General features: G+C 64.4%; 19 protein-coding genes. 6 read left to right on the top strand and 13 right to left on the bottom strand.

Going from position 1 to position 21,451, the window contains the following annotated elements:
* Window positions 1-4: 4 nt before the first annotated feature.
* The 4 genes from JYP50_RS02685 to JYP50_RS02670 form a co-directional block, all read right to left on the bottom strand.
* Window positions 5-1,099, bottom strand: a complete 1,095-nt coding sequence (locus JYP50_RS02685) for a glycosyltransferase family 4 protein (protein ID WP_206558932.1) — start codon at window positions 1,097-1,099, stop codon at window positions 5-7.
* A gap of 73 nt (window positions 1,100-1,172) precedes the next feature.
* A complete protein-coding gene (locus JYP50_RS02680) occupies window positions 1,173-1,940 on the bottom strand; it encodes a class I SAM-dependent methyltransferase (protein ID WP_206558931.1) in 768 nt (255 codons plus the stop codon).
* Window positions 1,941-1,951: 11 nt separating this feature from the next.
* Window positions 1,952-3,961, bottom strand: a complete 2,010-nt coding sequence (gene dxs / locus JYP50_RS02675; RefSeq protein ID WP_206558930.1) for a 1-deoxy-D-xylulose-5-phosphate synthase — start codon at window positions 3,959-3,961, stop codon at window positions 1,952-1,954.
* Window positions 3,962-3,998: 37 nt separating this feature from the next.
* Window positions 3,999-4,742, bottom strand: a complete 744-nt coding sequence (locus JYP50_RS02670; RefSeq protein ID WP_206558929.1) for a hypothetical protein — start codon at window positions 4,740-4,742, stop codon at window positions 3,999-4,001.
* Window positions 4,743-4,885: 143 nt separating this feature from the next.
* Here JYP50_RS02670 and JYP50_RS02665 point away from each other — a divergent pair, with 143 nt between their 5' ends.
* Window positions 4,886-6,115, top strand: a complete 1,230-nt coding sequence (locus JYP50_RS02665) for a GGDEF domain-containing protein (RefSeq protein ID WP_206558928.1) — start codon at window positions 4,886-4,888, stop codon at window positions 6,113-6,115.
* A 56-nt stretch (window positions 6,116-6,171) separates the two neighbouring features.
* Here the strand turns inward: JYP50_RS02665 and JYP50_RS02660 are convergent, their stop codons facing one another.
* On the bottom strand, window positions 6,172-6,576 hold the full coding sequence (locus JYP50_RS02660; protein WP_206558927.1) for a S4 domain-containing protein: 405 nt from the start codon (window positions 6,574-6,576) through the stop codon (window positions 6,172-6,174).
* A complete protein-coding gene (gene yrfG, locus JYP50_RS02655) occupies window positions 6,573-7,247 on the bottom strand; it encodes a GMP/IMP nucleotidase (RefSeq protein WP_206558925.1) in 675 nt (224 codons plus the stop codon). Before yrfG ends, JYP50_RS02660 begins: the two co-directional genes overlap by 4 nt.
* 125 nt (window positions 7,248-7,372) lie before the next feature.
* On the opposite strand from yrfG, the gene cysQ reads away from it, so the two are divergent.
* The 3 genes from cysQ to JYP50_RS02640 all read left to right on the top strand — a co-directional run bounded on the left by cysQ (window position 7,373) and on the right by JYP50_RS02640 (window position 9,720).
* Complete coding sequence (cysQ, locus tag JYP50_RS02650; protein WP_206558924.1) at window positions 7,373-8,209, top strand: 3'(2'),5'-bisphosphate nucleotidase CysQ; 837 nt, start codon at window positions 7,373-7,375, stop codon at window positions 8,207-8,209.
* 101 nt (window positions 8,210-8,310) lie between these two features.
* A complete protein-coding gene (locus tag JYP50_RS02645; RefSeq protein WP_206558923.1) occupies window positions 8,311-8,559 on the top strand; it encodes a YdcH family protein in 249 nt (82 codons plus the stop codon).
* 252 nt (window positions 8,560-8,811) lie between these two features.
* Complete coding sequence (locus JYP50_RS02640; protein WP_206558922.1) at window positions 8,812-9,720, top strand: MBL fold metallo-hydrolase; 909 nt, start codon at window positions 8,812-8,814, stop codon at window positions 9,718-9,720.
* A 3-nt stretch (window positions 9,721-9,723) separates the two neighbouring features.
* On the opposite strand, the gene JYP50_RS02635 is transcribed toward JYP50_RS02640, so the two are convergent.
* Window positions 9,724-10,188 (bottom strand): methylated-DNA--[protein]-cysteine S-methyltransferase, encoded by a 465-nt coding sequence (locus JYP50_RS02635; protein ID WP_347136711.1) that lies wholly within the window; start codon window positions 10,186-10,188, stop codon window positions 9,724-9,726.
* Window positions 10,185-11,591, bottom strand: a complete 1,407-nt coding sequence (locus JYP50_RS02630; RefSeq protein ID WP_206558921.1) for an AlkA N-terminal domain-containing protein — start codon at window positions 11,589-11,591, stop codon at window positions 10,185-10,187. The genes JYP50_RS02635 and JYP50_RS02630 overlap by 4 nt, the downstream gene beginning before the upstream one ends.
* Window positions 11,592-11,783: 192 nt before the next feature.
* Here JYP50_RS02630 and JYP50_RS02625 point away from each other — a divergent pair, with 192 nt between their 5' ends.
* On the top strand, window positions 11,784-13,079 hold the full coding sequence (locus JYP50_RS02625; RefSeq protein WP_206558920.1) for a sterol desaturase family protein: 1,296 nt from the start codon (window positions 11,784-11,786) through the stop codon (window positions 13,077-13,079).
* 8 nt (window positions 13,080-13,087) lie between these two features.
* On the opposite strand, the gene JYP50_RS02620 is transcribed toward JYP50_RS02625, so the two are convergent.
* The 4 genes from JYP50_RS02620 to JYP50_RS02605 all read right to left on the bottom strand — a co-directional run bounded on the left by JYP50_RS02620 (window position 13,088) and on the right by JYP50_RS02605 (window position 17,881).
* Window positions 13,088-13,630 carry a YaeQ family protein gene (locus tag JYP50_RS02620; protein WP_206558919.1) on the bottom strand — a complete coding sequence of 181 codons (543 nt, stop codon included), beginning with the start codon at window positions 13,628-13,630 and terminating at the stop codon, window positions 13,088-13,090.
* A gap of 254 nt (window positions 13,631-13,884) precedes the next feature.
* Entirely contained in the window at window positions 13,885-15,060 is a 1,176-nt protein-coding gene (fadA, locus tag JYP50_RS02615) for an acetyl-CoA C-acyltransferase FadA (RefSeq protein WP_206558918.1), read from the bottom strand.
* A gap of 180 nt (window positions 15,061-15,240) precedes the next feature.
* On the bottom strand, window positions 15,241-17,388 hold the full coding sequence (gene fadB, locus JYP50_RS02610; protein ID WP_206558917.1) for a fatty acid oxidation complex subunit alpha FadB: 2,148 nt from the start codon (window positions 17,386-17,388) through the stop codon (window positions 15,241-15,243).
* 232 nt (window positions 17,389-17,620) lie between these two features.
* A complete protein-coding gene (locus JYP50_RS02605; RefSeq protein ID WP_206558916.1) occupies window positions 17,621-17,881 on the bottom strand; it encodes a hypothetical protein in 261 nt (86 codons plus the stop codon).
* A gap of 262 nt (window positions 17,882-18,143) precedes the next feature.
* Between JYP50_RS02605 and JYP50_RS02600 the strand changes: the two genes are divergently transcribed.
* Window positions 18,144-20,381, top strand: a complete 2,238-nt coding sequence (locus JYP50_RS02600; RefSeq protein WP_206558915.1) for a TonB-dependent receptor — start codon at window positions 18,144-18,146, stop codon at window positions 20,379-20,381.
* On the opposite strand, the gene JYP50_RS02595 is transcribed toward JYP50_RS02600, so the two are convergent.
* On the bottom strand, window positions 20,365-21,432 hold the full coding sequence (locus JYP50_RS02595; protein WP_206558914.1) for an AraC family transcriptional regulator: 1,068 nt from the start codon (window positions 21,430-21,432) through the stop codon (window positions 20,365-20,367). The two genes, JYP50_RS02600 and JYP50_RS02595, sit on opposite strands and share 17 nt — an antisense overlap.
* Window positions 21,433-21,451: the final 19 nt, after the last annotated feature.

The following is a 21,451-nucleotide window of genomic DNA, read 5'->3' as shown; positions in this document are numbered from 1 at the left end:
GGTTTCAGCGCCCAGCTTTTCTTCCTCTAGTGCTTTCTACCTGGTTGCGAAGCTCTCTATTGAACTGTGCCCAGGTAGAGTGGCTGGAGTTTTCATTGCAGTTGTAGTGCTGTTTATCTGGGTCTCGCAGGGTGTCAGTTATGGCCCTTTTAAATGCGTTGTAATCTCCAGCCGCTACTAACTGTCCGTTTTGCTTGCCTACTGCATCTGATACTCCCCCAACGTCAAACGCCACGGTCGGAGTGCCATAAGAGGCAGCTTCAATCGCCACCATGCCAAACCCTTCCACGTCGCCTGGAATGTCCAGTACCGGAAAGATATGAACGCTGGCGGTGGCATAGCTGGTATTAAGCTCGTCGTCGCAGACCTGTCCAAGAAACTGCACCCGGCTTCGTTGTTCCGGTGTGAGTAAGTCAAGATTGTGTAATACCTTAGCTTTTTCTCCGGTACTGTTGAGGGCGTCGCTGGCGTCATCGCCGACTATTAGAAGAAGTGCCTCTGGATGTTCCTCTAGAATGCCAGGCAGGGCATTGGTGATGAATAGGGAAAGCCCTTTTCGCTCGGTCATGCGCCCGACAAACAGTAGACAGAGCTTGTCTCCCAGGCGGTGTTTTGTACGGAAGGCTTCCACGCGAGAATGTGCGGCCGGGTCGGGTGGGTGGCAGCCGGGGTTAATAACCGTCATTTTATTCTGTGGGATATCGCGTTCGGCAGCGAGTCGGCAGGTGTTCCGGCTATTGGCAAAAATACGGTCGGTCCGGCGAATGCTTGGAATGAATATTCCCTGGTAGATACGGCTAGGTGCGATCACGTCGAGCCCATGAAGAAATACCGCAGTACGTACCCTGAAGACTTTTTTCAGAAGGACAAGATTGGGGCCGACAAGACCACTGCCGCCAATAATGATACTGAATTTCTGCTCCCTGCAAATCCGGATAGCTTTAAGCGATGAGATTAGAAGAAATCCAAGCAGGGAACTCGGAGCTTCCCGCACGTTGACCGACTTGGGCAAATATTGGCTACAGCCTTGGGGTCCGATTACCGATACGTCCGCATACTCCGCAAGCCCGTGAACCACTTCGTGCATCATGCGTTCCATGCCGCCTACTAGTGGTGGTAAGTTGCGAGTAATCAGTAGCACATTGGGACGCTGTAAGAAATCTTTAGTCACATTAGGCCATGTTATTATTTTCGGGACGCTGTAAAAGCCAGATATGGGGCGTTGCCCACTTGGCTAAATTGGCAATGCTATTTGCTAGCCGCCACTTCAACGAGCGCGGCGTTAACATGTATTCGACGCCGAATACCTCGGGAGTTTCAATAACGCGTGCAGAATAGTCGTGCAAAACAAAGTTATCGCATAGTCGCTTTAGTGACCAGTAGCCGAGATGTTTTTCGTGGTAGTGGTAACCCTTGCCTGTGATCCGCATATAACGGTCAGCCAGCCATTGCGGTAAGAGCGAAAGGAAGGGCAGGCGATGATGTGGTTCCATCAGCATGATCTTGTTGTTACCCGAGAAATAACAGAATCCGCCGGGCTTTAGCACACGATATATTTCTTCGAACAAGGTGCCTGCGTCAGGTACATGTTCGTAAACGTGGGAGCACACTACCACGTCGAAGTGTGAGTCGGGGAATGCAAGGTTCATGGCGTCACCTTGCTGATAGACGAGATTGGGCTTGTTGAACTGCATCTGTGCGAAGGCCATGGCCGGATCGTCAATATCGATTCCGGTTACGTGGCCAAAGTAGTTCGCCAGGTGATTGTCGATGATACCACTGGAGCTGCCGACATCCAGCAGGCTAAGGTGGTCAAGTTTCTGGGTCTGCAAAAAGTGCTGGCAAACTTTAACGATCGTGTTGGCTTTGCGTTCACGGCCCTGGATGTCAAAAACGCTGGGTTTAAGCTGCGAATAGTTGTATTGGTAGGCCCGTTCCATGGGCTGTGTGACTAGGGACGATGGATTCCCGCATTCGCGGGAATGGCGTTGGCCGTCGAAGTGGGGCTGCTGACGGTTGGTGAATCCGGCGACAGGGGTGGCCGAATGAATTCGGCCCTACAGGACTGGCGTGGCATGCCGCGAAACTGGAGGATGGCCTGTTTGATGCCCTCTGCGCTCATTCCTGCATCGTTGTGTTGTTCTGTTTGCGAACTGTGGTCAATGAACTGGTCTGCAATGCCCATTGTCAGCAGGGGAGTGTCAAATCTTGCCTTGTGCAGGTATTCACCCACCGACGATCCTGCGCCGCCGGCGGTGGCATTGTCTTCGATCGACACCAGCAGTTCGTGCTGTGTGGCCAGCTCCATAATCAGGGCTTCGTCGAGTGGCTTCACCCACCGCATATCCACCACCGTGGCATTCAACGCCTCCGCCGCCTCCATGGCCGCGGGCAGCACGGTGCCAAAGCTGAGTATCGCCACCCGCTCCCCCCGCCTCACGGTCACCGCCTTGCCAATCTCCATCCCCGTCATCTCATTGGCGATAATCGCACCCGGCCCGGTTCCCCGTGGGTAGCGTACCGCGCTGGGGCCCTCGTGCCGGTAGGCGGCGTAGAGCATCTGCCGGCACTCGTTCTCGTCGGAGGGCGCGCCGATGACCATGTTGGGTATGCAGCGCAGGTAGCTGAGGTCGAAGGCGCCGTGGTGGGTGGGGCCGTCCTGGCCCACCAGGCCGGCGCGGTCGATGGCGAAGGTGACGTCGAGGTTCTGCAGGGCGACGTCGTGGATGAGTTGGTCGTAGCCGCGTTGCAGGAAGGTGGAGTAGATGGCGACCACCGGCTTGAGGCCGTCGCAGGCCATGCCGGCGGCCAGGGTGACGGCGTGCTGCTCGGCGATGGCTACGTCGTAGTAGCGATCCGGGAAGCGCTTGGCGAAGTCGACCATGCCGGAGCCCTCGCACATGGCGGGGGTGATGCCCACCAGGCGCGGCTCTTGTTCGGCCATGTCGCACAGCCAGCGGCCGAACACGTCCTGGTATTTGAGCTTTTTGGGCGCCGCGGGTGGCAGGGCGGGTTGCGGGCCCTTGGGCTTGGCTTCGATTTTGTTGATGGCGTGGTAGCCCACCGGATCGCGCTCGGCGGGAGCGAAACCCTTGCCCTTCATGGTGCGGATGTGGAGGAACTGGGGGCCCTCCAGGTCTTTCATGTTTTCCAGGGTATGGATCAGCTGGGGCAGGTCGTGGCCGTCCAGGGGGCCGATGTAGTGCCAGCCCAGCTCCTCGAACAGGGTGCCGGGGGCGACCATGCCCTTCATGTGTTCCTCGGTGCGCTTGGCCAGTTCCCAGGCGGGGCGGATTTTCTCCAGTACCCGCTTGGAGCCCTCGCGCAGGGCGATGTAGGTCTTGCTGGCCCAGATCTTGGCGAAGTAGGTGGCCAGCCCGCCGCGGTTGTGGCCGATGGACATCTGGTTGTCGTTGAGGATCACCAGCATGTTGGGTCGCTCGTGGCCGCCGTGGGCCAGGGCCTCAATGGCCATGCCGCCGGTGATGGCGCCGTCGCCAATCACCGCCACCACCTTGCGGTTCACGCCCTGCTGCCGCGCGGCCAGGGCCATGCCCATGGCGGCGGAAATGCTGGTCGAGGAGTGTCCCACGCCAAAGGTGTCGTACGCGCTCTCGCTGCGTTTGGGGAAGCCCGCCAGTCCGCCCGCCTGGCGCATGGTGTGCATCTGCCCCATGCGCCCGGTGAGGATCTTGTGGGGGTAGGTCTGGTGACCCACGTCCCATACGATGCGATCCTCGGGGGTGTTGAAGACGTGGTGCAGCGCCACGGTGAGTTCCACCACTCCCAACCCGGCACCGAAATGGCCGCCGGTCTGGCCCACGGTGTAGAGCAGGAAGGCCCGCAGTTCCTCGGTGAGAACCTGCAACTGGTGCTCGCTGAGTTCGCGCAGGGAGCGGCCCTGGTCGATGGCATCCAGGAGGGGAGTCTGGGGCCGGATGATGGGAATGTCGGATATCATGCCGGGATTCTAGCGCAAAATTGCCCCCGGGTGGGTGTTAGCGAGCCGTGGAAATCGGGTAATCCTGCGGAAAATCGGCCGCCAGTTGCCGTTCCAGCAGCAGGCTCAGGCGCAGGTAGCCGGCGTTGTTGAGGTTTACCCCGTCGCTGCGGAAGTTGGCCGGGTCGGGGGTGCCGTCGGGGCCCGCGAGCAGGGGGTTGGCGTCGAGCAGGCGCAGGCCGGGCTGCTCACCGGCCCAGGCGCGTAAACGGCGGCCAACTTCGTCGATCTTGTCATGGTCCGCGGGGTAGAGGGTGGTTTTAATCGGGCTGAACACGTAGAACAGGCGCTGGCCGTCGTGGCGGCTGTCGAGGGCGACCAGCTCCCCGATGGCCCGCGCCAGTTCACCGGCGGACTTGGCGTCCCTGACCTGGAATTCGCTGTTGCCGGGTAGTAGCACCACGACCGCCGGCCGGTAGAAGCCCACGAGTCGCTCGTGGTAGTGGGTGAGGTCGTTCACGGTGGCATCGCCGAGCGCGCGCACCAGCACCGGCCGGTGGGCGCTGAGGGTCTGCAGGTCCCGCCATAGCGCCACCCGGCGACCGCCGATCACCACGATGGGGTTTTTGGGCAGGGACGCGCGTTCATCCTGCTCGATATAGGCGTCCATTTCGCCCTGCCAGGCGGTCGGGGAGCTGTTCAGGGTGGCCGCGGTTTCCCGGGAGACCAGGATCACCAGGTGTATCAACGGCAAAATCAGTAACACCACACAGAAAGTGCGGATGGTTTTCCAGGAGTACATCTCCGGGCCCCGGTCTGGTTCTTGGCCGCAGTGTGTCGGAATTGGCGAACCCTGGCAATTGCGCTGGCGCCGCCACTGTGACCGGGTTCTCACCTTTTCGGGGGTGCATGGGCTCATTCTCGACATCGGTGTAGCATTGGCAGATGATCTACCAGCGCCACATACCGGCCGAAGAGCTGTTTGCCTCCCAGTTGGAGATGCTCATGCTCAACGGCCGCATCGCCACCATCAGCGCCAATATGCTGGGGGTGCTGGCGACCATCGCGCTGTTTTGGCAGTTCATCCCGGTCACCTACCTGCTGCTGTGGGCCTGCCTGGTATTGATCATGCTGCTGTTCCGCTCCCTGTACATGAGCAATGCCCTGGTGGAGCGGCGCTTCCTCGACCGGCCGCGCCGGGTCTACTGGCAGCTCCTGCTGGGCGCGGCGGTGACCGGGGCGGTCTGGTCCTCGGCCTACGTCGTCGCCACATATCTGGTGCCCGAGACCCTGCAGTACGTGTTCCTGCTGCTGATATTCATGGTGATCACCCTGTCGATGGGGGTGACGCTCGCGCTGCGCGAGTATTTTATCGCCCACCTGTTCACCTCCCTGTGGCCCATCGCCTGGTGGTGCCTGGCTCACTATTGGGAGCAGGAGCACAATCTGCTGGTGGGTTTGTTTACCCTGGGCGTGTGTGCGGTATTACTGGCGGTGAGCAACCGGGTGTACCTGTCCTTTCGCAGCATGATCGCCCTCAACTGGGAGCGCGAGACCATGGCCCGCGAGCTGGGGGATATCACCAGTTCCCTGCGCGACCGCAACCGCCAGCTGCGGGACGCCCGGCGCCAGCTGACCGATCTCGCCAACGTCGACGAGCTGACCGGCCTAGGCAACCGCCGCGTGGTCAACAAGGTGCTGCGCGAGGAGATCAATCGCGCCCGCCGCAATAACAGCCAGCTGTCGGTGGTGATGCTCGACGTGGATTACTTCAAGAACTACAACGACACCTACGGCCACCCCGCCGGGGATGTGGTGTTGCAGAAGCTGGCGGACCTGATGCAGCGCGCCACGGCCCGGGCCGGCGAGGTGGTGGCGCGCTACGGCGGCGAGGAATTCATCATTATCCTGCCGGGGGCGAACGAGCATGCGGTTCTGCGCACCGCCGAACGCCTCAAGGACACAGTGCTGGAGGAGCGGATCGAGCACAGCACCTCGCAGATTGCCCAGTGCATCACCATCAGCCAGGGAGTGGTGACGCTGCATCCCGGCAGCCAGCTGGAGCCGGCAGACCTGATTATTATGGCCGACCGCGCGCTCTACCAGGCCAAGGATGCCGGCCGGAATGCCATCGCTCACTACACGCCGGAAACCGACGACGCCCGCGCCGGCTGACGCGCCGGGCATTGCCACGCCGCGAATAGCGGCCCACCCGCCCCGGTGGGCGCGGCTCAATCCCCGGGGGATTCCTTGAAGCGGTGGATTTGCCGCCGTTGTTTTTTGCTGGGCCGGCGCGCGGGGCGCTCTATCATGCCCCCGGCGGCCTTCCTGGCGGCGGCTTCGGACTCCCGGCGCGCCACTGAATCCTCTGTTTCCCGGTACAGGGCCTGCGCCTCGGGGGCGCCCCGGCGCTGGTCCGACAGGGCCTCCACCCGCACCTCCTTGAGTTCCCAGCCCTGGCGGATCTGCAGGTGGTCGCCGACGGCGATTTCCCTGGAGACCTTGACCCGCTGGCCCGCCAGCTGCACCTTGCCCCCCTCGATAGCGGCCTTGGCCAGGCTGCGGGTCTTGAAAAACCGCGCCGCCCACAGCCATTTGTCCAGGCGCAGGCGGGCGAGTGGCGCGGCCTCGTTCACGTTGCCATCCGGCGGGGGGCGCCCGGCATGATTTCGTCGAAGTGGTGAATGCCGGGGAAACGCGTGTCGATGCGCTTTTGGCGCTGGCTGTCGGGCTGCAGCAGGGTGAGGAGGTGGGCGATGCCGTAGGTATGGGCCGAATCGAGCACCGACTCGGTGTCGTCGATCAGTAATGTGCGCGACGGGTCGAAGGGATGAAGCGCCTGCAGGGCGTGCCAGAAGGCCTGCTCTTCCTTCGGCGCCCGCAGCTCGTGGGAAACCACGATGCGGTGGAACCAGTCGGTGATGTCCACCTGTTCCATCTTGATGTCCAGGGTCTTGCGGTGGGCGTTGGTGACCATTACCACATCGCGCGGTCCCTCGCGCAGGGCCTTGAGGAAATCCAGGGCGTGGGGCCGCAGGCTGACCATGTGCCGCAGTTCGCGCTTCAGCGCGGGCAGGTCCATGTCCAGCTGCGCGGTCCAGTAGTCGAGGCTGTACCAGTCCAGGGTGCCGGTGTTGTCGCTGATGCGCGCCAGCAGTGCCTCGCTCGCCTCCTGCTCCGGGATGTTATTGCGGCGCGCGTACTCCCGCGGCACGTGCTCCATCCAGAAAAAGTTGTCGAAATGGAGGTCGAGCAGGGTGCCGTCCATATCCAGCAGTACGGTGTCGATGCTGTCCCAGTTGATCATGGCGGGGCTCGGGAGGTAGTGATCAGGTGGCGTATTATGCCGTTTTTTGCCGCCGGCTGCAGCGTGGGGCCAGCGGGCCGGCAGGGGGAGTGGTATAGTGTGGACTCTATTCGACAGGACCGCCCGTGCAGCCATTGAGATCACTGATTCCCCCTCTCGTCGCGCTGTGCCACGAGGCCGGCGAGGCCATCTGCGGGCACTACCACGCGCCCGGCGAAGTGAAGGTCAAGGCCAAGCAGGACGATTCGCCCCTGACCCGGGCCGATCTCGATTCCCATCACATTCTGCTCGACGGGCTGCGGCGGCTGACCGGCGATGTCCCCGTGCTGTCGGAGGAGTCCACTCCGGAGCACAAGGCGCGGCGGCACGAGTGGCGGCGCTACTGGCTGGTCGATCCGCTCGATGGCACCAAGGAGTTCGTGGCGGGCACCGGCGAATTCACTGTCAATGTCGCCCTGATCGACGATCATCGGCCGGTGCTGGGCTTGCTGTACCTGCCGCTGCAGCGTTTGGCCTATGCGGGCCTGCCCGGAACCGGCGCGTGGCGCTATGCCCGGGGTGACAACGGTGAGTGGCGCGCGACCACGATGACTACCCGCGCGCTGTGCGAGGGCGCGCCGTTGGTCGTGCTGGCCAGCCGCCGCCATCGCGGCCGTGAGCTGCAGGGCTGTCTCGAATGGCTGCAATCCCACTGGGGGCCGATCGAGCGCCTGAACAGTGGCAGCGCGCTAAAATTCTGCCAGCTCGTCGAGGGGGCCGGGGACTTCTATCCCCGCTTTTCCCCCTGCTGCGAATGGGACGTGGCGGCGGGGCAGGCCCTGCTGGAGGCCGCGGGCGGGACCCTGCTGGGCCTGGATGGCCAGCCCCCGCGCTACAATACCCGGGACACCCTGCTGAGCCCGCATTTTCTCGCCATCGGCGATGCCGGGCACCCCCTTTGGCGGCGCTACCTGGCCGCCTAGCGCGGCCGGCCCGGCCCGCGGGCGTCGCTTGTGCCGGTAATCCAACTGGGTATAGAGTGTCGCCTTGGCCTTAACGGTCGATCACTGGAGTCGTGATGAACATGAGAGAGCCCCCCGGAAGCGATAGTCCTGACGATCGCGAGGAGGCTGCCAACGAAGTGATAAGCCCCGCCATGCGCCTGCAGGACCTCGTCGCCCGGCATCGCGCACTGGACAACAGGATCACCGAGATGTACAGCCACCGGTCGCAGAACCAGATCCTGTTGCAACGCCTGAAAAAGGAAAAGCTGCGGCTCAAAGACGCGATCGAGCGGCTCAAGGACGAACTCATTCCGGATCTCAACGCCTAGTGGACAGTTGAAAAACACCCTGCGAGACGGCGCGCATCCGTTATACACCGCTGCTCGCTAATTCCCCCATTACCGCGCGGGCGGTGGTCCCCTATGCTGGAGTTCATCGCCGTCAACGGCAAAATGCAGCCCCACCCTTCGCGGGGTCGAGGCGGCACTTTCCCGCCTGGACGGACGCTGGCTAGGCAGGGCCGGCGGGTGGCGGTATCCTTCCGGCTTGGCCCGCCGACAAATCGAACAAAGGGAACAGCCATGCGCAACATCCTTTCCGCGCCGTGCGCGACGCTCGCCGCCGTGCTCGCGGCCGCCAGTCCGGCTTTCGCTGAAACCGCCAGCACGCCGGAGGTGGCGATGTCCAAACTGCCCGCGCCCCTGCACCTGTTGCAGGGCAAGGGAGGCAACGTGGTGGCCTCGGTGGGCGAGGACGGCGTACTGATCGTCGACGACGACTATACCGAGTACGCGCCGGCCTACGACCGGGCCCTCAACGGGTTGGCCGGCGAGGGCGAGGGCACCCCCCGCTTCGTGATCAATACCCACTGGCATTTCGACCACACCGGCGGCAACACCTACTGGGGCGAGCGCGGCGCGGTGATCGTCGCCCACGACAACGTCTACCGGCGCATGTCCACCCGCCAGGAAATGAAGGCCCTGGATCGGGTGATCGAACCCAGCCCGCGGCCGGCGCTGCCGGTGGTGACCTACGGCGATTCGGTGGCCCTGCGCTTCAACGGTGGCGCGGTGGAAGTCCAGCACTACCCCCGCGGGCACACCGACGGCGACAGTGTGGTGTATTTCGTGGAGCAGAACGTGGTGCACATGGGCGACCACTTCTTCAAGGATCGCTTCCCCTTTATCGACCTCGGTTCCGGCGGCAGCGTTCGCGGCTATTTGAACAACGTGACCGCGGTACTGCAGCGCATCGACAACGACACCGTAGTGGTGCCCGGTCACGGTAGCCTGGCCAACAAGGCCGACCTGGAGCGTTACGCGGGCATGCTCGAGGCCACCGCCACCCTGGTGGTCGAGCGCCTGGAGGACGGCGCCAGCGTGGACGATATCGTCGCCCGGGGACTGGGGCAGCGCTGGTCCAGCTGGGGCGCGGGCTTCATCGACGAGGCCACCTGGATCCGTACCGTCGCCTCGAGCGTGAAAAAATAAGCGCTACAGGGCGCCCTCCATCGTCAGCAGTTGCCGCTTGATGGCCAGCCCGCCGGCAAAACCGGTGAGGGTGCCGTCGCTGCCCACCACCCGGTGGCAGGGCACCACAATGGGCAGGGGGTTGCGGCCGTTGGCGGCGCCCACCGCCCGCACCGCGCGCTCGCGCCCGATGTGCACGGCAATGTCCCGGTAGCTGCGCGTTTCGCCGAAGGGGATTGCCTCAAGCGCCCGCCACACCTGTTGCTGGAAAGCGGTGCCGCCGGCCGCCAGGGGCAGGTCGAAGTGGCGGCGCCGGCCGGCGAAGTACTCCGCCAACTGTCGGGCGCCGGCGCTCAGGGCGGGGTCTTCCCCGGTAGCGGGGGGCGCGGCCCCGCGGTGCATGCCGGGGAAGCGGATCTCTAGCAGGGCCGTGCCGTTGGAAACCAATTGCAGGGGGCCGATGGGGCTGTCTACGGTCAGGGTATTCACAGGCTTCTCCACAACAGGTTGGCGGCGTAGGCGCGAAAGGGGTGCCACTGGGAAGTCGCGGTTTCCAGCGACTCCCCGGCAGTTTCCAGTGCCTCCCAGGCGCGGACCAGGCCCAGGTCGCGCCGGGGAAAAACATCCGGGTCGCCGAGGCCGCGCATGGCCACCATGGCCAGGGTCCATGGTCCGATCCCCGGCAGCTGGCCGAGGGCCTCCAGCAGGGCCGGGGGCTCGCCATTGGCCAGCAGGCGACAGGCGGCGCGCAGGCTGTCGCGACGCCGGCCGGGCATGGCGAAGTGGGTATCGTCGAGGGCGGCGATGGCTGCTGGCGGCGGGAAAGCGCCGGTATTGCCGCAGGCGACCGCCAGGCGCGCGCACACGGTACGGGCGGCCTGGATACTCACCTGCTGGCCGATGATGGCGCGGATGGCGGCCTCGGTGGCGGACCAACACAGGGGGGAGCGAACCCCCGGAAACCGGCTCACCAGTGGCGCCAGGGCATCACTGCGCCGCAGGGTTTCGGCAATGACTTCCGGGTTGGCGTCCAGGTCGAACATGCGCCTGACCCGGGCCACGACGGGCATGAGGTTGGCCGCGCGCGGCAGGTCCAGGTTCAGGGTCAGGGCGTGCTTGTTGGGCAGTGGACTCACGGTGAGTTCGCCGCTCGCGCCATCGCAGTCGATCCGCCGGCGATAGGCGCCGGCGCTCACTTCCTCCACGCCGCCCACCGCGTGGCGGGCAAAGAAGTCAATGACACCCTCCCAGTCGTAGGGCGGCCGGTATTGCAGCTGCAAGGTGATCCCGCCGGCCGGTGCGACGCGCTGGCGTCGCAGCGCCGAGGGCGGTACCCCGAAGCTGCCGCGCACCGCGCTGTTGAAGCGGCGCACACTGCCGTAGCCCGCGGCAAAGGCGATATCGGTCATGTCGAGATCGGTCTCCACCAGTAATTGTTTGGCAAACAGCAGGCGCCGGTTTTGCGCCACCGCCAGCGGCGATATCCCCAGTTCGCGCTGGAACAGCTTGCGCAGGTAGCGCTCGCCGACGCCGAGCCGGGCGGCGAGCTCCCCCAGCCCGGCTTCGTTCAGGGCCCCGGCGTTGATCAGGGCAAGGGCCCGGTTCAATGTGGTGCTACTGCCCTGCCAGGCGGGGCTGCCGGGGGCCGCCTCGGGCCGGCAGCGCAGGCAGGGTCGAAACCCCGCTGCCGCGGCCTGGCTGGCCTCGCGGAAGTAGCGCACGTTTTTCTCCGCCGGCTGCCTGGCGGGGCACACCGGGCGGCAATAGATGCCGGTGGTGCGCACCGCCAGGAAGAATTCGCCGTCGAAGCGCGGGTCTCGCGACAGGCGCGCCCGGCGGCAGGTTTCGGGGTCGGGCAGTTGCTGGTCGGTGTTGGTTGCTGCGCTGTTCATGGGGCCACTATAGTCCCGGCCCGGGGCCGGCACTAGCCAAAATCGGCCCTCAATGGCGGCCCTTAACCGGCTGTTGAAAAACACTCTGCCAGAGCGACGCCTTCAGTTTGCGTTCATCCCGGTCAGCCACGATACTGGGTGGACCAATTGCAAGGAGCTGGGTGGGCGAGTCGCCGTCCGCCGCACTGTGCCGTGAATCTTGTTGTCTACGCTGTACCGTTTTTTATCCTGGCCATGCTGCTGGAGCTGGGCTACGGCATTGCCCGCAAGCGCAATACCTACCGCCTCAACGACGGGATCAGCAGCCTGTTCCTGGGTACCCTGAGCCAGGCGCGGCGCTTTGTCACCCTGGGGGTGGGCGGCTATTTCTACTACCTGGTCACCGAGTACTTCTCCCTGCCGCTGATGGACGCGAGCCACTGGTTCACCTGGGTGCTGGCCATGGTGCTCTATGATTTCTGCTACTACTGGCTGCACCGGCTGGGTCACGAGCGCACGATCCTGTGGGCGGCCCACGTGGCGCATCACCAGAGCGAGGACTACAACCTCACTACCGCCCTGCGCCAGACCAGTACCGGTTTCCTGCTGGGCTGGGTGTTCTACATTCCCATGTACCTGTTGGGGATTCCCGCCGAGGTGGTGGTGACCGTGGGCTCGCTGAACCTGATCTACCAGTTCTGGGTGCACACCGAGCACGTGCCCAAGCTGGGCTGGTACGAGTGGATCTTCGTCACGCCCTCCAATCACAGGGTGCACCACGCGCAGAATGACATCTACATGGATCGCAACTACGGCGGCCTGTTTATCATTTGGGACCGGTTGTTCGGCACTTTCCAGGAAGAGTTGGACGAGGAGCCGCCGGTCTACGGCATTCGCGGTCCCCTGCGCAGCTGGAACCCGTTGCGCGCGCTGACCCATGTCTACACCGACATGGCCCGCGACAGTTGGCGCGCCCGCGACTGGCGCGACAAGGCGCGGGTGTGGTGGGCGCGCACCGGCTGGCGCCCGGCGGACGTGGCGGCGCGCTATCCCCGGGAGAAGCCCGACCTGAGCCGTTTCAGCAAGTACGATCCCGCGATTGCGCCCGCCGTGGCCTGGTACGCCTTCTTCCAGTTACTGGCAGTGGTGGCGCTGCTGCACTTTATGCAAAACAGCGAATTCAGCTATCCGCAGGGCGTGGTGTTGTGGGCGTTAATGCTGGCCACCACCGTCACCACAGCCTGGTGGCTGGAGGGTTCTGAGGGGGCGCGACGCAGGGATTGGCTGCGCCTGGCCGCGACAGCCGGCATCCTGCTGCTGGGCTGGCACGGCGGCTTCGATCCGGGGGCCCTGCTCGCGGGCCTTGGCTACCTGGTGCTGAACGCCCTGTTCATGCCCTGGCTCCGTGCTCCCCGGCCGCAAGCGCCCGATAAGGGGTCAGAGCCCTTTTCGGCGGACAGTGAACCGCTTTCCCCGGCGGACCTGGGGCGGCCGCCGCACACTGCCTGATTCCGCGCTCAGTCCCCGGGCACCAGCACCTGCGGTGTCGCCACCGCGGAGTGATCGCCGTTGTCGAGGTAAAGCGTCCCCCCGGCGATGCTGAGGGTCAGCGCGGTATTGCGCTCCATCAAAGCGGATGCCGCTTGAATTTCCTCCCAGGGCAGTTGTATGACCCGTAGCCGGGGCAGGGCGGCGATATCACTCCCCTGTTTGTCCCACCAGGTGCTTGCACTCTTGCCGTAGGCCAGCACACTCACTCGCCCCGCCCGCCCACAGGCTTTGCGCAGGCGCGCCTCTTCCGGCTGGCCGACCTCAATCCAATGTGTGATTTCACCACTGTCACTGTGTTGCCACAGGTCGGGTTCGTCGGTGCTCGAAAGGCCGCGGGTAAAGGCCAGCCCCGGTTCGGCATGCAAGCCGAAGGCCAGTACCCGGGCGGTGAGCCGCTCCAGGGTCTCCGAGGGGTGACGGGCCAGGGTCAGCGGGTAGCTGTCGTAATGATCGCGATCGCTGTCCGCAAGGGTGAGCTGGATCTTGTAGATAGTGGGCTTGAGGGCCATAACGAGGGGGCACCACGGGAAAAAGCGGTATTGTACCAGTGCCTGTTGGAATGGGGTCAGAGCCGAATGGCACTTGCTTAAGTCAAAAACAGGGTATTTTGCCCGCTGTAGGGTCGAATTTATTCGACCAAAAGAGGCGCTCACGGCATCAATGGCCGAATAAATTCGGCCCTACAACGGTTAAGTAAGTGCCATTCGGGTCAGAGCCCTTTTCCGTGATAAGAGGAAAAGGGCTCTGACCCCTTATTGGCGGGTTATACCCGTTCGATGACGGTGGTGATGCCCTGGCCCAGGCCGATGCACATGGTGGATACGCCCAGGGTCAGGTCGCGGTCCTGCATCACGGTGAGCAGGGAGCCGGTGATGCGGGTGCCGGAGCAGCCGAAGGGGTGGCCCAGGGCGATGGCGCCGCCGTGGACGTTGACCTTGTTGTCCATGTCGTCCAGCAGCTCGAGGTCCTTGAGCACCGGCAGGGCCTGGGCGGCGAAGGCCTCGTTCAGCTCCACCATCTCGATGTCCTTGATACCCAGGCCGAGTTTCTTCAGGGCCTTCTGAGTGGAGGGCACCGGGCCGTAACCCATGATGGACGGGTCCACGCCCGCCAGCGCCATGCCCTTCACCCGCGCGATCGGGGTCAGGCCCAGGGCCTGGGCTTTTTCCGCGGACATCATCAGCATGGCGGAAGCGCCGTCGGTGATCTGCGAGGACGTGCCGGCGGTGACCGTGCCGCCCTTGGGGTTGAAGGACGGCGTGAGCTGCGCCAGGCCTTCCAGGGTGGTGTCCGGGCGAATGGTTTCGTCCCGCTCCACCAGGGTCAGTGCGCCGCTGGCGTCGTGGCCTTCAACGCCGATGATTTCGCGGTCGAACTTGCCGGCCTCGGCGGCCTTGTGCGCCAGCTGGTGGGAGCGCATGCCGAACTGGTCCTGCTGCTCGCGGCCGATGCCGTGCAGCAGCGCCAGGTACTCGGCGGTCATGCCCATCATGCCCGCGGCCTTGGCCACGTTCAGGCCCAGGCGCGGGTTGATGTCGACATCGCCCATCATTGGCACGTGGCCCATGTGCTCAACACCGCCCACCAGGTACACATCGCCGACACCCGCCTGGATATTGGCGGCGGCGGTGTGCAGTGCGCTCATGGAGGAACCGCACAGGCGGTTCACGGTCTGGGCCGGAATGGTGAAGGGCAGGTCGGCGCGCAGCACCAGCAGGCGCGCCAGGTTCATGCCCTGCTCGCCGCGCTGCAGTACGCAGCCCCAGATCAGGTCGTCGATCTCGGCGGGGTCCAGTTGCTCGTTGCGCCCCAGCAGGCCCTTGATCACGGCCGCGGACAGGTCGTCGGCGCGCACGTTGCGGAAGCAGCCGTTCTTGGAGCGGCCCATGGCGCTGCGGGCGTAGTCGACGATAACGGCGTCTCTTGGATTCAGACTCACGGTAGTTCTCCTCTCGGTGCGAAGGGTTCGCTCGTTCCCCTCGTCATTCCCGCTTAGGCGGCGGCCGGTCTTCCGGTAGTCCGCCATTGCGGGATCCAGTGTCTTGTAGTGTGCCCCGCAGTGTCATTCCCGCACAGGCGGTGGTTCGCCATTGCGGAAGGACACTGCGGGCGCGATCCCTTAGTAGTACGTTTCGCCGGCGGCGAGCTTGGCCTTCATGCCCTCGGTCAGCTCGTACACCTTGCCCAGCTGCGCGAATTTCTCGCTGGCATCACTGATGTAGTTCAAGCCCACCGTATCCATCCAGCGGAAGACGCCGCCGCGGAAGGGGGGGAAGCCCAGGCCGTAGAGCAGCGCCAGGTCGGCTTCCGCCGGCGTGCCAACGATGCCTTCCTCGAGGCAGCGGGCCATCTCGGTGGCCATCGGCAGCATCATGCGGGCGACGATGTCCTCCTCCGAAAACTCCGTGCGCTCGGCCACGTGGGGCTTGATCAGCTCGTAGGTGGTCTCGGTGACGGTCTTGCGGGGCTTGCCGCGCTTGTCCTCTACGTATTCATAGAAGCCGATGCCGTTCTTCTGCCCCAGGCGCTCATTCTCGAACATGACTTCGGTGGCCGTCTTGAAGTCCAGCTTCATGCGGTCGGGGAAACCCTCGGCCATCACCCCGGCGGCGTGCACACCGGTGTCGATGCCCACCACGTCCATCAGGTAGGCGGGACCCATGGGCCAGCCCCAGCGCTCCATGACCTTGTCCACGGCCTGGAAGTCGGCACCATCGCGCAGCAGCTTGGAGAAACCGTCGAAGTAGGGGAACAGTACCCGGTTGACCAGGAAGCCGGGGCAGTCCTGCACCACTACGGCTTTCTTGCCCATCCTGTTGGCATAGGCCACGGTGCGGGCCACGGCCTTGTCGGAAGTCTTCTCGCCGCGGATCACTTCCACCAGCGGCATCGCGTGCACCGGGTTGAAGAAGTGCATGCCACAGAAGTTTTCCGGGCGCTTCAGGGCTTCGGCCAGGTGGGTGATGGAGATGGTGGAGGTGTTGGAGGCGAGGATGGTGTCCTCGCTGATCTGGCCCTCGGTCTCCGCCAGCACGGCGTGCTTGACCTTGGGGTTCTCCACCACCGCCTCGACCACGATGTCCACGTTGTCGAAGCCGCCGTAGGTCAGGGTGGGGTCGATGCTGTTGAGCACTTCGCCCATCTTGACCGGGGTCATGCGGCCGCGGTCGACGCGCTTGGCCAGCAGCTTGTTGGCCTCCTTCAGGCCCAAATCCAGGCCCTTCTGGTCGATGTCCTTCATCTTGATGGGCACGCCCTTGTAGGCGCTCTGGTAGGCGATGCCGCCGCCCATGATGCCGGCGCCGAGCACCGCCGCCTGGGCGACTTTCTTGTCGGCCTTCTTCTCCCAGTCCCGGGCCTTCTTGCCCAGCAGCTGGTCGTTGAGGAAGACGCCCACCAGGGCCGCGGCAACGTCGGTGACCGCCAGCTCGGCAAAGCCGGCGGCCTCCACTTCCAGGGCCTCTTCCAGCCCCATGCCCCGGGCCTGCTCGATCACTTCCACCGCCTTCACCGGCGCCGGGTAGTGTTTGCCGGCCTGCTGTTGCACCATCTGCTTGGTGGTGAAGAAGGCCATCATCGCCTCGGTGTCGTTCATCGGCAGCGGGCTGCTTTTCTGCGCGCGGCGGCCGGCGTAGTCCAGCTTGCCGTCGATGGCGCTTTGCAGGGTGGACAGGGCCACTTCGCGCAACTCGTCCGGTCCCGCCACCGCGTCCACCGCGCGGGCCTTGAGGGCGGCGTCGGGCCGCTGCTCGGCGGCGGAGGCGATCCAGGTGACCGCCTCGTCCACGCCGATGATGCGCGGCAGGCGCACGGTGCCGCCCCAGCCCGGCAGGATGCCCAGCTTGGTCTCCGGCAGGCCGACCTTGGCCGCGGTGCTCATCACCCGGAAGTCGCAGGCCAGGCAGATTTCGAAGCCGCCGCCCAGGGCGTAGCCGTTGATGGCCACGCAGCTGGGGAAGGGCAGGTTTTGCAGGCGGTTGAAGTTGGCGTTGTTGACGGCGGTAAAGCCCTTGAGCTCGTCCGCGCCCGCGCCAAACAGCCCGGTGAATTCGGTGATATCGGCGCCGACGATAAAGACCGGCTTGGCGCTGGTTACCAGCAGGCCCTTGAGGCCGGTCTCCGCCTCCAGGGCGTCCAGGGCCCCGGTCAGGTGGCGGACCGTCGCCTGGTCGAACTTGTTGACCGATTCGCCCTGCAGGTCGAATCGGAGTTCGGCGATATCGCCGTCCATGCGCTCGACGGTGAGAGCATCACTCTGATAAATCATGTCGCGTTCCTGTTTGGGTATCTCTGGAATAACCGTTGATGGTGCCCGCCCTCCAGGCTGGCCGGGCGGGGGACCGTATTGTATCGGCCCATCCGGGGTGCGTGAACCACCGATGTTGACAGTGAATACAGCGCGGTGCAAAGCAGCCCAGCGAATAGTGGTTATAGATGGCGGGAATGCCCCCTGCAAGGTAGGCGGGGGCTTGCTGTCACTGCCGTCGTGCCGGTCCTGTTCAGTGGCCGCGCTTGTAGGGCGGACGCCCCCGGGGAGCGCTTTGCTCGCGGTTGTCCGTGCTGGCCACCGGCTCACGGGTATCGCTTGCGGAGACATTGGCCAGGCGGCGCTTGTAGGGGGGCTTGCCCTTCATGTCGACCACCATCTCGCGTCCGGATTGTGGCGCTTTGGCGTCGGTGGTGTCTGCGGGGTCGGCGGCCAGTGTAGACGCCGTTGTGGCGATGACAATGCCGGCCAGGACAGTCAGAATGCGTCGCATGTAATTTGGCTCAATCTCGCTTGCGGGGTTGGCCGGCGATCATAAGGTAAGTGCACCCTATTTGCACTATTCGCTCTATTTTGGTGCGATCTTCCCGCTCGGGTCTGGCCGGTGTCTTGACCGCTTGCCCCTGGCTGTCCCGTGCCGTCGCGACACGACGGCCACTGCCATCAATACGTTGGCCACCCGTGTCATACGCCCGCCGGCAGCGCATTGTTAATCTGGCCCGCGTTTCCATTTCGAGCAACCCGAGGTCCGCAGTATGTCTATCCCAGCCAACTTCCGTTTGCACTCCCGGCTCGCGCTGGCTGTGGCCGGTGCCGTGATGGCCTCGGCCGCCGCTGGCCAGGAGGCCGCGCCACGGCTAGTGATGGAGGAGATTACAGTTACCGCCCAGAAGCGGGAGCAGAGCGCCGCCGAGATTCCCATATCCATGACGGTGATGAGCAGTGACGATCTGCGGGAAAAGCGGATTCAGGATTTTGCCGATCTCGGCGTGAATACGCCGGCGCTCGACGTCGCCCGGGGCAACAGCACCAACAACCCCGTGATCGCCATCCGCGGCATCGGTTCGACCGATCCCTGGATCAATAACAACCCCTCGGTATCGGCCTATATGGATGGCGTGTACCTGCCCTTTGGTTCCTATTTGAGCATGCCGCTGTACGATTTGCAGCGGGTGGAGGTACTCAAGGGCCCCCAAGCGGGCCTGTACGGTCGCAACAGCATAGCCGGGGCGATCAACTTCGTGTCCACCGAGCCGGGAGACGGTGTCGGCGGTTACCTGGATTTGAGTTACGGGCGCTACGGAGAAACCAACCTGCAGGGCGCCGTCGATACGCCGCTGAGCGACACCTTGCTGCTGCGCTTTGCCGGTTACGCCGCCCAGGGTGGCGGCTACATGGAGCGGGCGGGCACCGCCGACAGCACGGCGGGGTTTACCCGGGTGCCCGGTGTTATCCCCGGCATATCCTCGCGGGCCTCGAGTTCCGACTACGGTGACAAAGATGTGGCGGCCGGCCGTATCTCCGCCCTGTGGCGGGCCAGTGATCGCCTGCAGGTGGATCTGCGGGTGCATTACGGCACTGACGGCTCGGAGATCGTGAACTCCACTAACCTCACCGGCGACCCCTTGGGGGTGTTCCAGCCGGAGGCGGGCGCGGTGCATGTGGATTACGATGACGTGGCCGGGGAAATGGATGCGCGCAACGGCGGTATCTCCCTGGAGGTGAACTGGGAGGGGGACCTGTTCACCCTGACCTCGTTGACCGGGTTCGAGTCCCTCTCGCGGGATTACACGGTGGGGGATTTCGCGCCTCTGCGCCTGGCGCAGCCCACCTACGACGAGTCGGTCGACAGCCTCAGCCAGGAGTTCCGCATTTCCGGCGACACCGGCTCGACCTACTGGCTGGCGGGCGTCAACGCGACGCGCGACCGCATCGATTACCACCGCAGCCTGTCCAGTTGGGATTACCTGCTGGGCGAGCTGGTGTCGGGCTACGACCAGGATGACGAGAGCTGGTCGGTGTTCGGTCAGATCGACTGGCAGCTGACCGACAGCCTGCAGCTGTCCACCGGGCTGCGCTATACCGATGAGGAGAAGCACTACGAGGGAGGGTCCTGGGAGAACGATCCTTTCGGCACTTCCATCGTCACCGCGGTGTATCCGGCGGTGGCCGGCGGCCTGTACGGCGAGTCCGATTACGACGACCAGGACGTGTCCGGCCAGGTCAAGCTGTCCTGGACCGCCTTCGACAACACTCTGGTCTACGGCGCCATCAGCCGCGGCTTCAAGAGCGGCGGATTCGACGGCTCGGGCATTGTCGACGAGGCCGGCTTCATCCCCTATGACGCGGAAGAGCTAGTGGCCTATGAGATCGGCGTGAAGTCGCGCCTGCTGGACAACACCCTGGACCTGTCCGCGGCGGTGTACTACTACGACTACTCCGACAAGCAGGTGCTGGCGATCCTGGACCTCGGTGGCGGTATTACCGAGGCCGTCACCCAGAACGCGGCGGTGTCCGAGGTCACCGGGGTCGATCTGGACCTCAAGTACCTGGTGGACGAGCACTGGTCGTTGGGCCTGTCGGCGACCTTGCTGGACTCCGAGATCACCGAGTGGAACAGCGACGACCCGGCCGAGGCCGCGGCCCGCATCGGCAATGAGCTGCCCGGCACGCCGGGCAGCAACGTCACCGGCGATATCACCTGGGAGGGCAGTGCCGGTGATTTCGATCTGCGCGCCTCGGTGTGGGCCACCTATACCGAGTCCACCTATCGGGATATCGAGAACACGCCCAGCCTCGAATCCGACAGTTACACCCTGGTCAATGCCCGACTCAGCCTGGGGCAGCCGGCCCAGGGCTGGTCGGTCTACCTCTACGGCAAGAACCTGGCGGATGAGGAGTACCGCAGCAGTGTGCGCACGCTGGTGGGGATGGAGGGCGCCTACTTCGGGCCGCCGCGGATGTACGGTGTGGGCGTTAACTGGCAGTTTTGAGCGGCGCACCCAGGGCGGGGGTGTGGGTGCGGAATTGCGCGGGCGTCACCCCGTGGTAGGCCTTGAAGGCGCGGTGGTAACTCACCACGTCGGCGTAGCCCAGGCTCAGGGCAATGTCCTTGATGCTGCGGGTGCCGGCGGCCTGGTGGCTCGCGGCCACTTCCATCCGCGCCTCGAGCAGCAGTCGCTTGTAACTGGTGCCGAGGTCCGCGAGCCGGCGTCGCAGTGTGCGCTCGCTGATGTTCAGGCGCCGCGCCAGTTCGGTCGGGGTGGGGAAGTCGCCCGCCGCATCCACCAGCAGCGCCTTGACGGTGCCGTCAAGGGCATGGGGCCGGGAGAGCTGGGTCAGGGCCCGGTAGCACTCCTGGGCACACAGTCGATGCACGTTCTCACAGGCGAATTTCAGGCGGCTGCGGGTGATCTCGCGATTGAGTACCACCAGGGGAGCCGGCTGGTCGAACAGCAGTTCGCAGTGAAACTGCTGGGCCAGGCGGTCGCTGTGGAGCGGTTCCGGGTAGGGAAAGCTGATCGAGCGGAACAGGGCCTCGGGTTCCGCCACGAGGTCGTACAGGGCGGTCAGGGTCAGCAGCCAGTTTTCAAGTTGGTAGCGTTTCAGGGGGCTGTCCGGCAGCGCGATATCGGCGGTCAGGGCGAGTTGCCCGCGCAGTTCCAGCGCCCGCACCGGGAAGGTGGAGCCGAAGGCGGGGCGGAAGCGGAGATATGTCTGGATGGATTGAGTGACGTGCTCGCTACTGAGCATGGCGTGGCCGAGGACGCCCAGGTCGCCGAGGCTGAAGGAGGTGCCGGAGCGAAAACCGAGGTCGGGCATGTCCAGCGCTTCGATCAGCGCATTGGCCACCGACAGGTATTGGTGGCGATCGATGGGGCGCCCCTTGATCCACAGTAAGCCGGCGTCGATACCGCAGCGGTCGAACAGGTCGGCGGCCCGGAGTCCCTCCGACGCCGCGATGGCCAGCAACCGGTTCAGCGGGGTGCGCGCCATGCCCTGGGGGTTGCTTGCCCCGGGTGTGTCGAATGCCTGTGGATGCATGTGCGTGAGGCCTTGTTCC

This window comes from Parahaliea mediterranea, from assembly GCF_017255185.1.
Lineage (GTDB): Bacteria > Pseudomonadota > Gammaproteobacteria > Pseudomonadales > Halieaceae > JAFKCZ01.
This window is presented reverse-complemented; position numbering and strand designations above follow the sequence as displayed.

Excerpts from the sequence above, each read along its gene's own strand:
- dxs (WP_206558930.1), bottom strand. The coding sequence starts at position 3,961 with ATGATATCCGACATTCCCATCATCCGGCCCCAGACTCCCCTCCTGGAT.
- JYP50_RS02600 (WP_206558915.1), top strand. The coding sequence starts at position 18,144 with ATGTCTATCCCAGCCAACTTCCGTTTGCACTCCCGGCTCGCGCTGGCT.
- JYP50_RS02645 (WP_206558923.1), top strand. The coding sequence starts at position 8,311 with ATGAGAGAGCCCCCCGGAAGCGATAGTCCTGACGATCGCGAGGAGGCT.
- fadB (WP_206558917.1), bottom strand. The coding sequence starts at position 17,388 with ATGATTTATCAGAGTGATGCTCTCACCGTCGAGCGCATGGACGGCGAT.
- JYP50_RS02665 (WP_206558928.1), top strand. The coding sequence starts at position 4,886 with ATGATCTACCAGCGCCACATACCGGCCGAAGAGCTGTTTGCCTCCCAG.
- JYP50_RS02630 (WP_206558921.1), bottom strand. The coding sequence starts at position 11,591 with ATGAACAGCGCAGCAACCAACACCGACCAGCAACTGCCCGACCCCGAA.
- JYP50_RS02595 (WP_206558914.1), bottom strand. The coding sequence starts at position 21,432 with ATGCATCCACAGGCATTCGACACACCCGGGGCAAGCAACCCCCAGGGC.
- JYP50_RS02605 (WP_206558916.1), bottom strand. The coding sequence starts at position 17,881 with ATGCGACGCATTCTGACTGTCCTGGCCGGCATTGTCATCGCCACAACG.
- JYP50_RS02620 (WP_206558919.1), bottom strand. The coding sequence starts at position 13,630 with ATGGCCCTCAAGCCCACTATCTACAAGATCCAGCTCACCCTTGCGGAC.
- yrfG (WP_206558925.1), bottom strand. The coding sequence starts at position 7,247 with ATGATCAACTGGGACAGCATCGACACCGTACTGCTGGATATGGACGGC.
- JYP50_RS02680 (WP_206558931.1), bottom strand. The coding sequence starts at position 1,940 with ATGGAACGGGCCTACCAATACAACTATTCGCAGCTTAAACCCAGCGTT.
- JYP50_RS02670 (WP_206558929.1), bottom strand. The coding sequence starts at position 4,742 with ATGTACTCCTGGAAAACCATCCGCACTTTCTGTGTGGTGTTACTGATT.
- JYP50_RS02640 (WP_206558922.1), top strand. The coding sequence starts at position 8,812 with ATGCGCAACATCCTTTCCGCGCCGTGCGCGACGCTCGCCGCCGTGCTC.
- JYP50_RS02685 (WP_206558932.1), bottom strand. The coding sequence starts at position 1,099 with ATGGAACGCATGATGCACGAAGTGGTTCACGGGCTTGCGGAGTATGCG.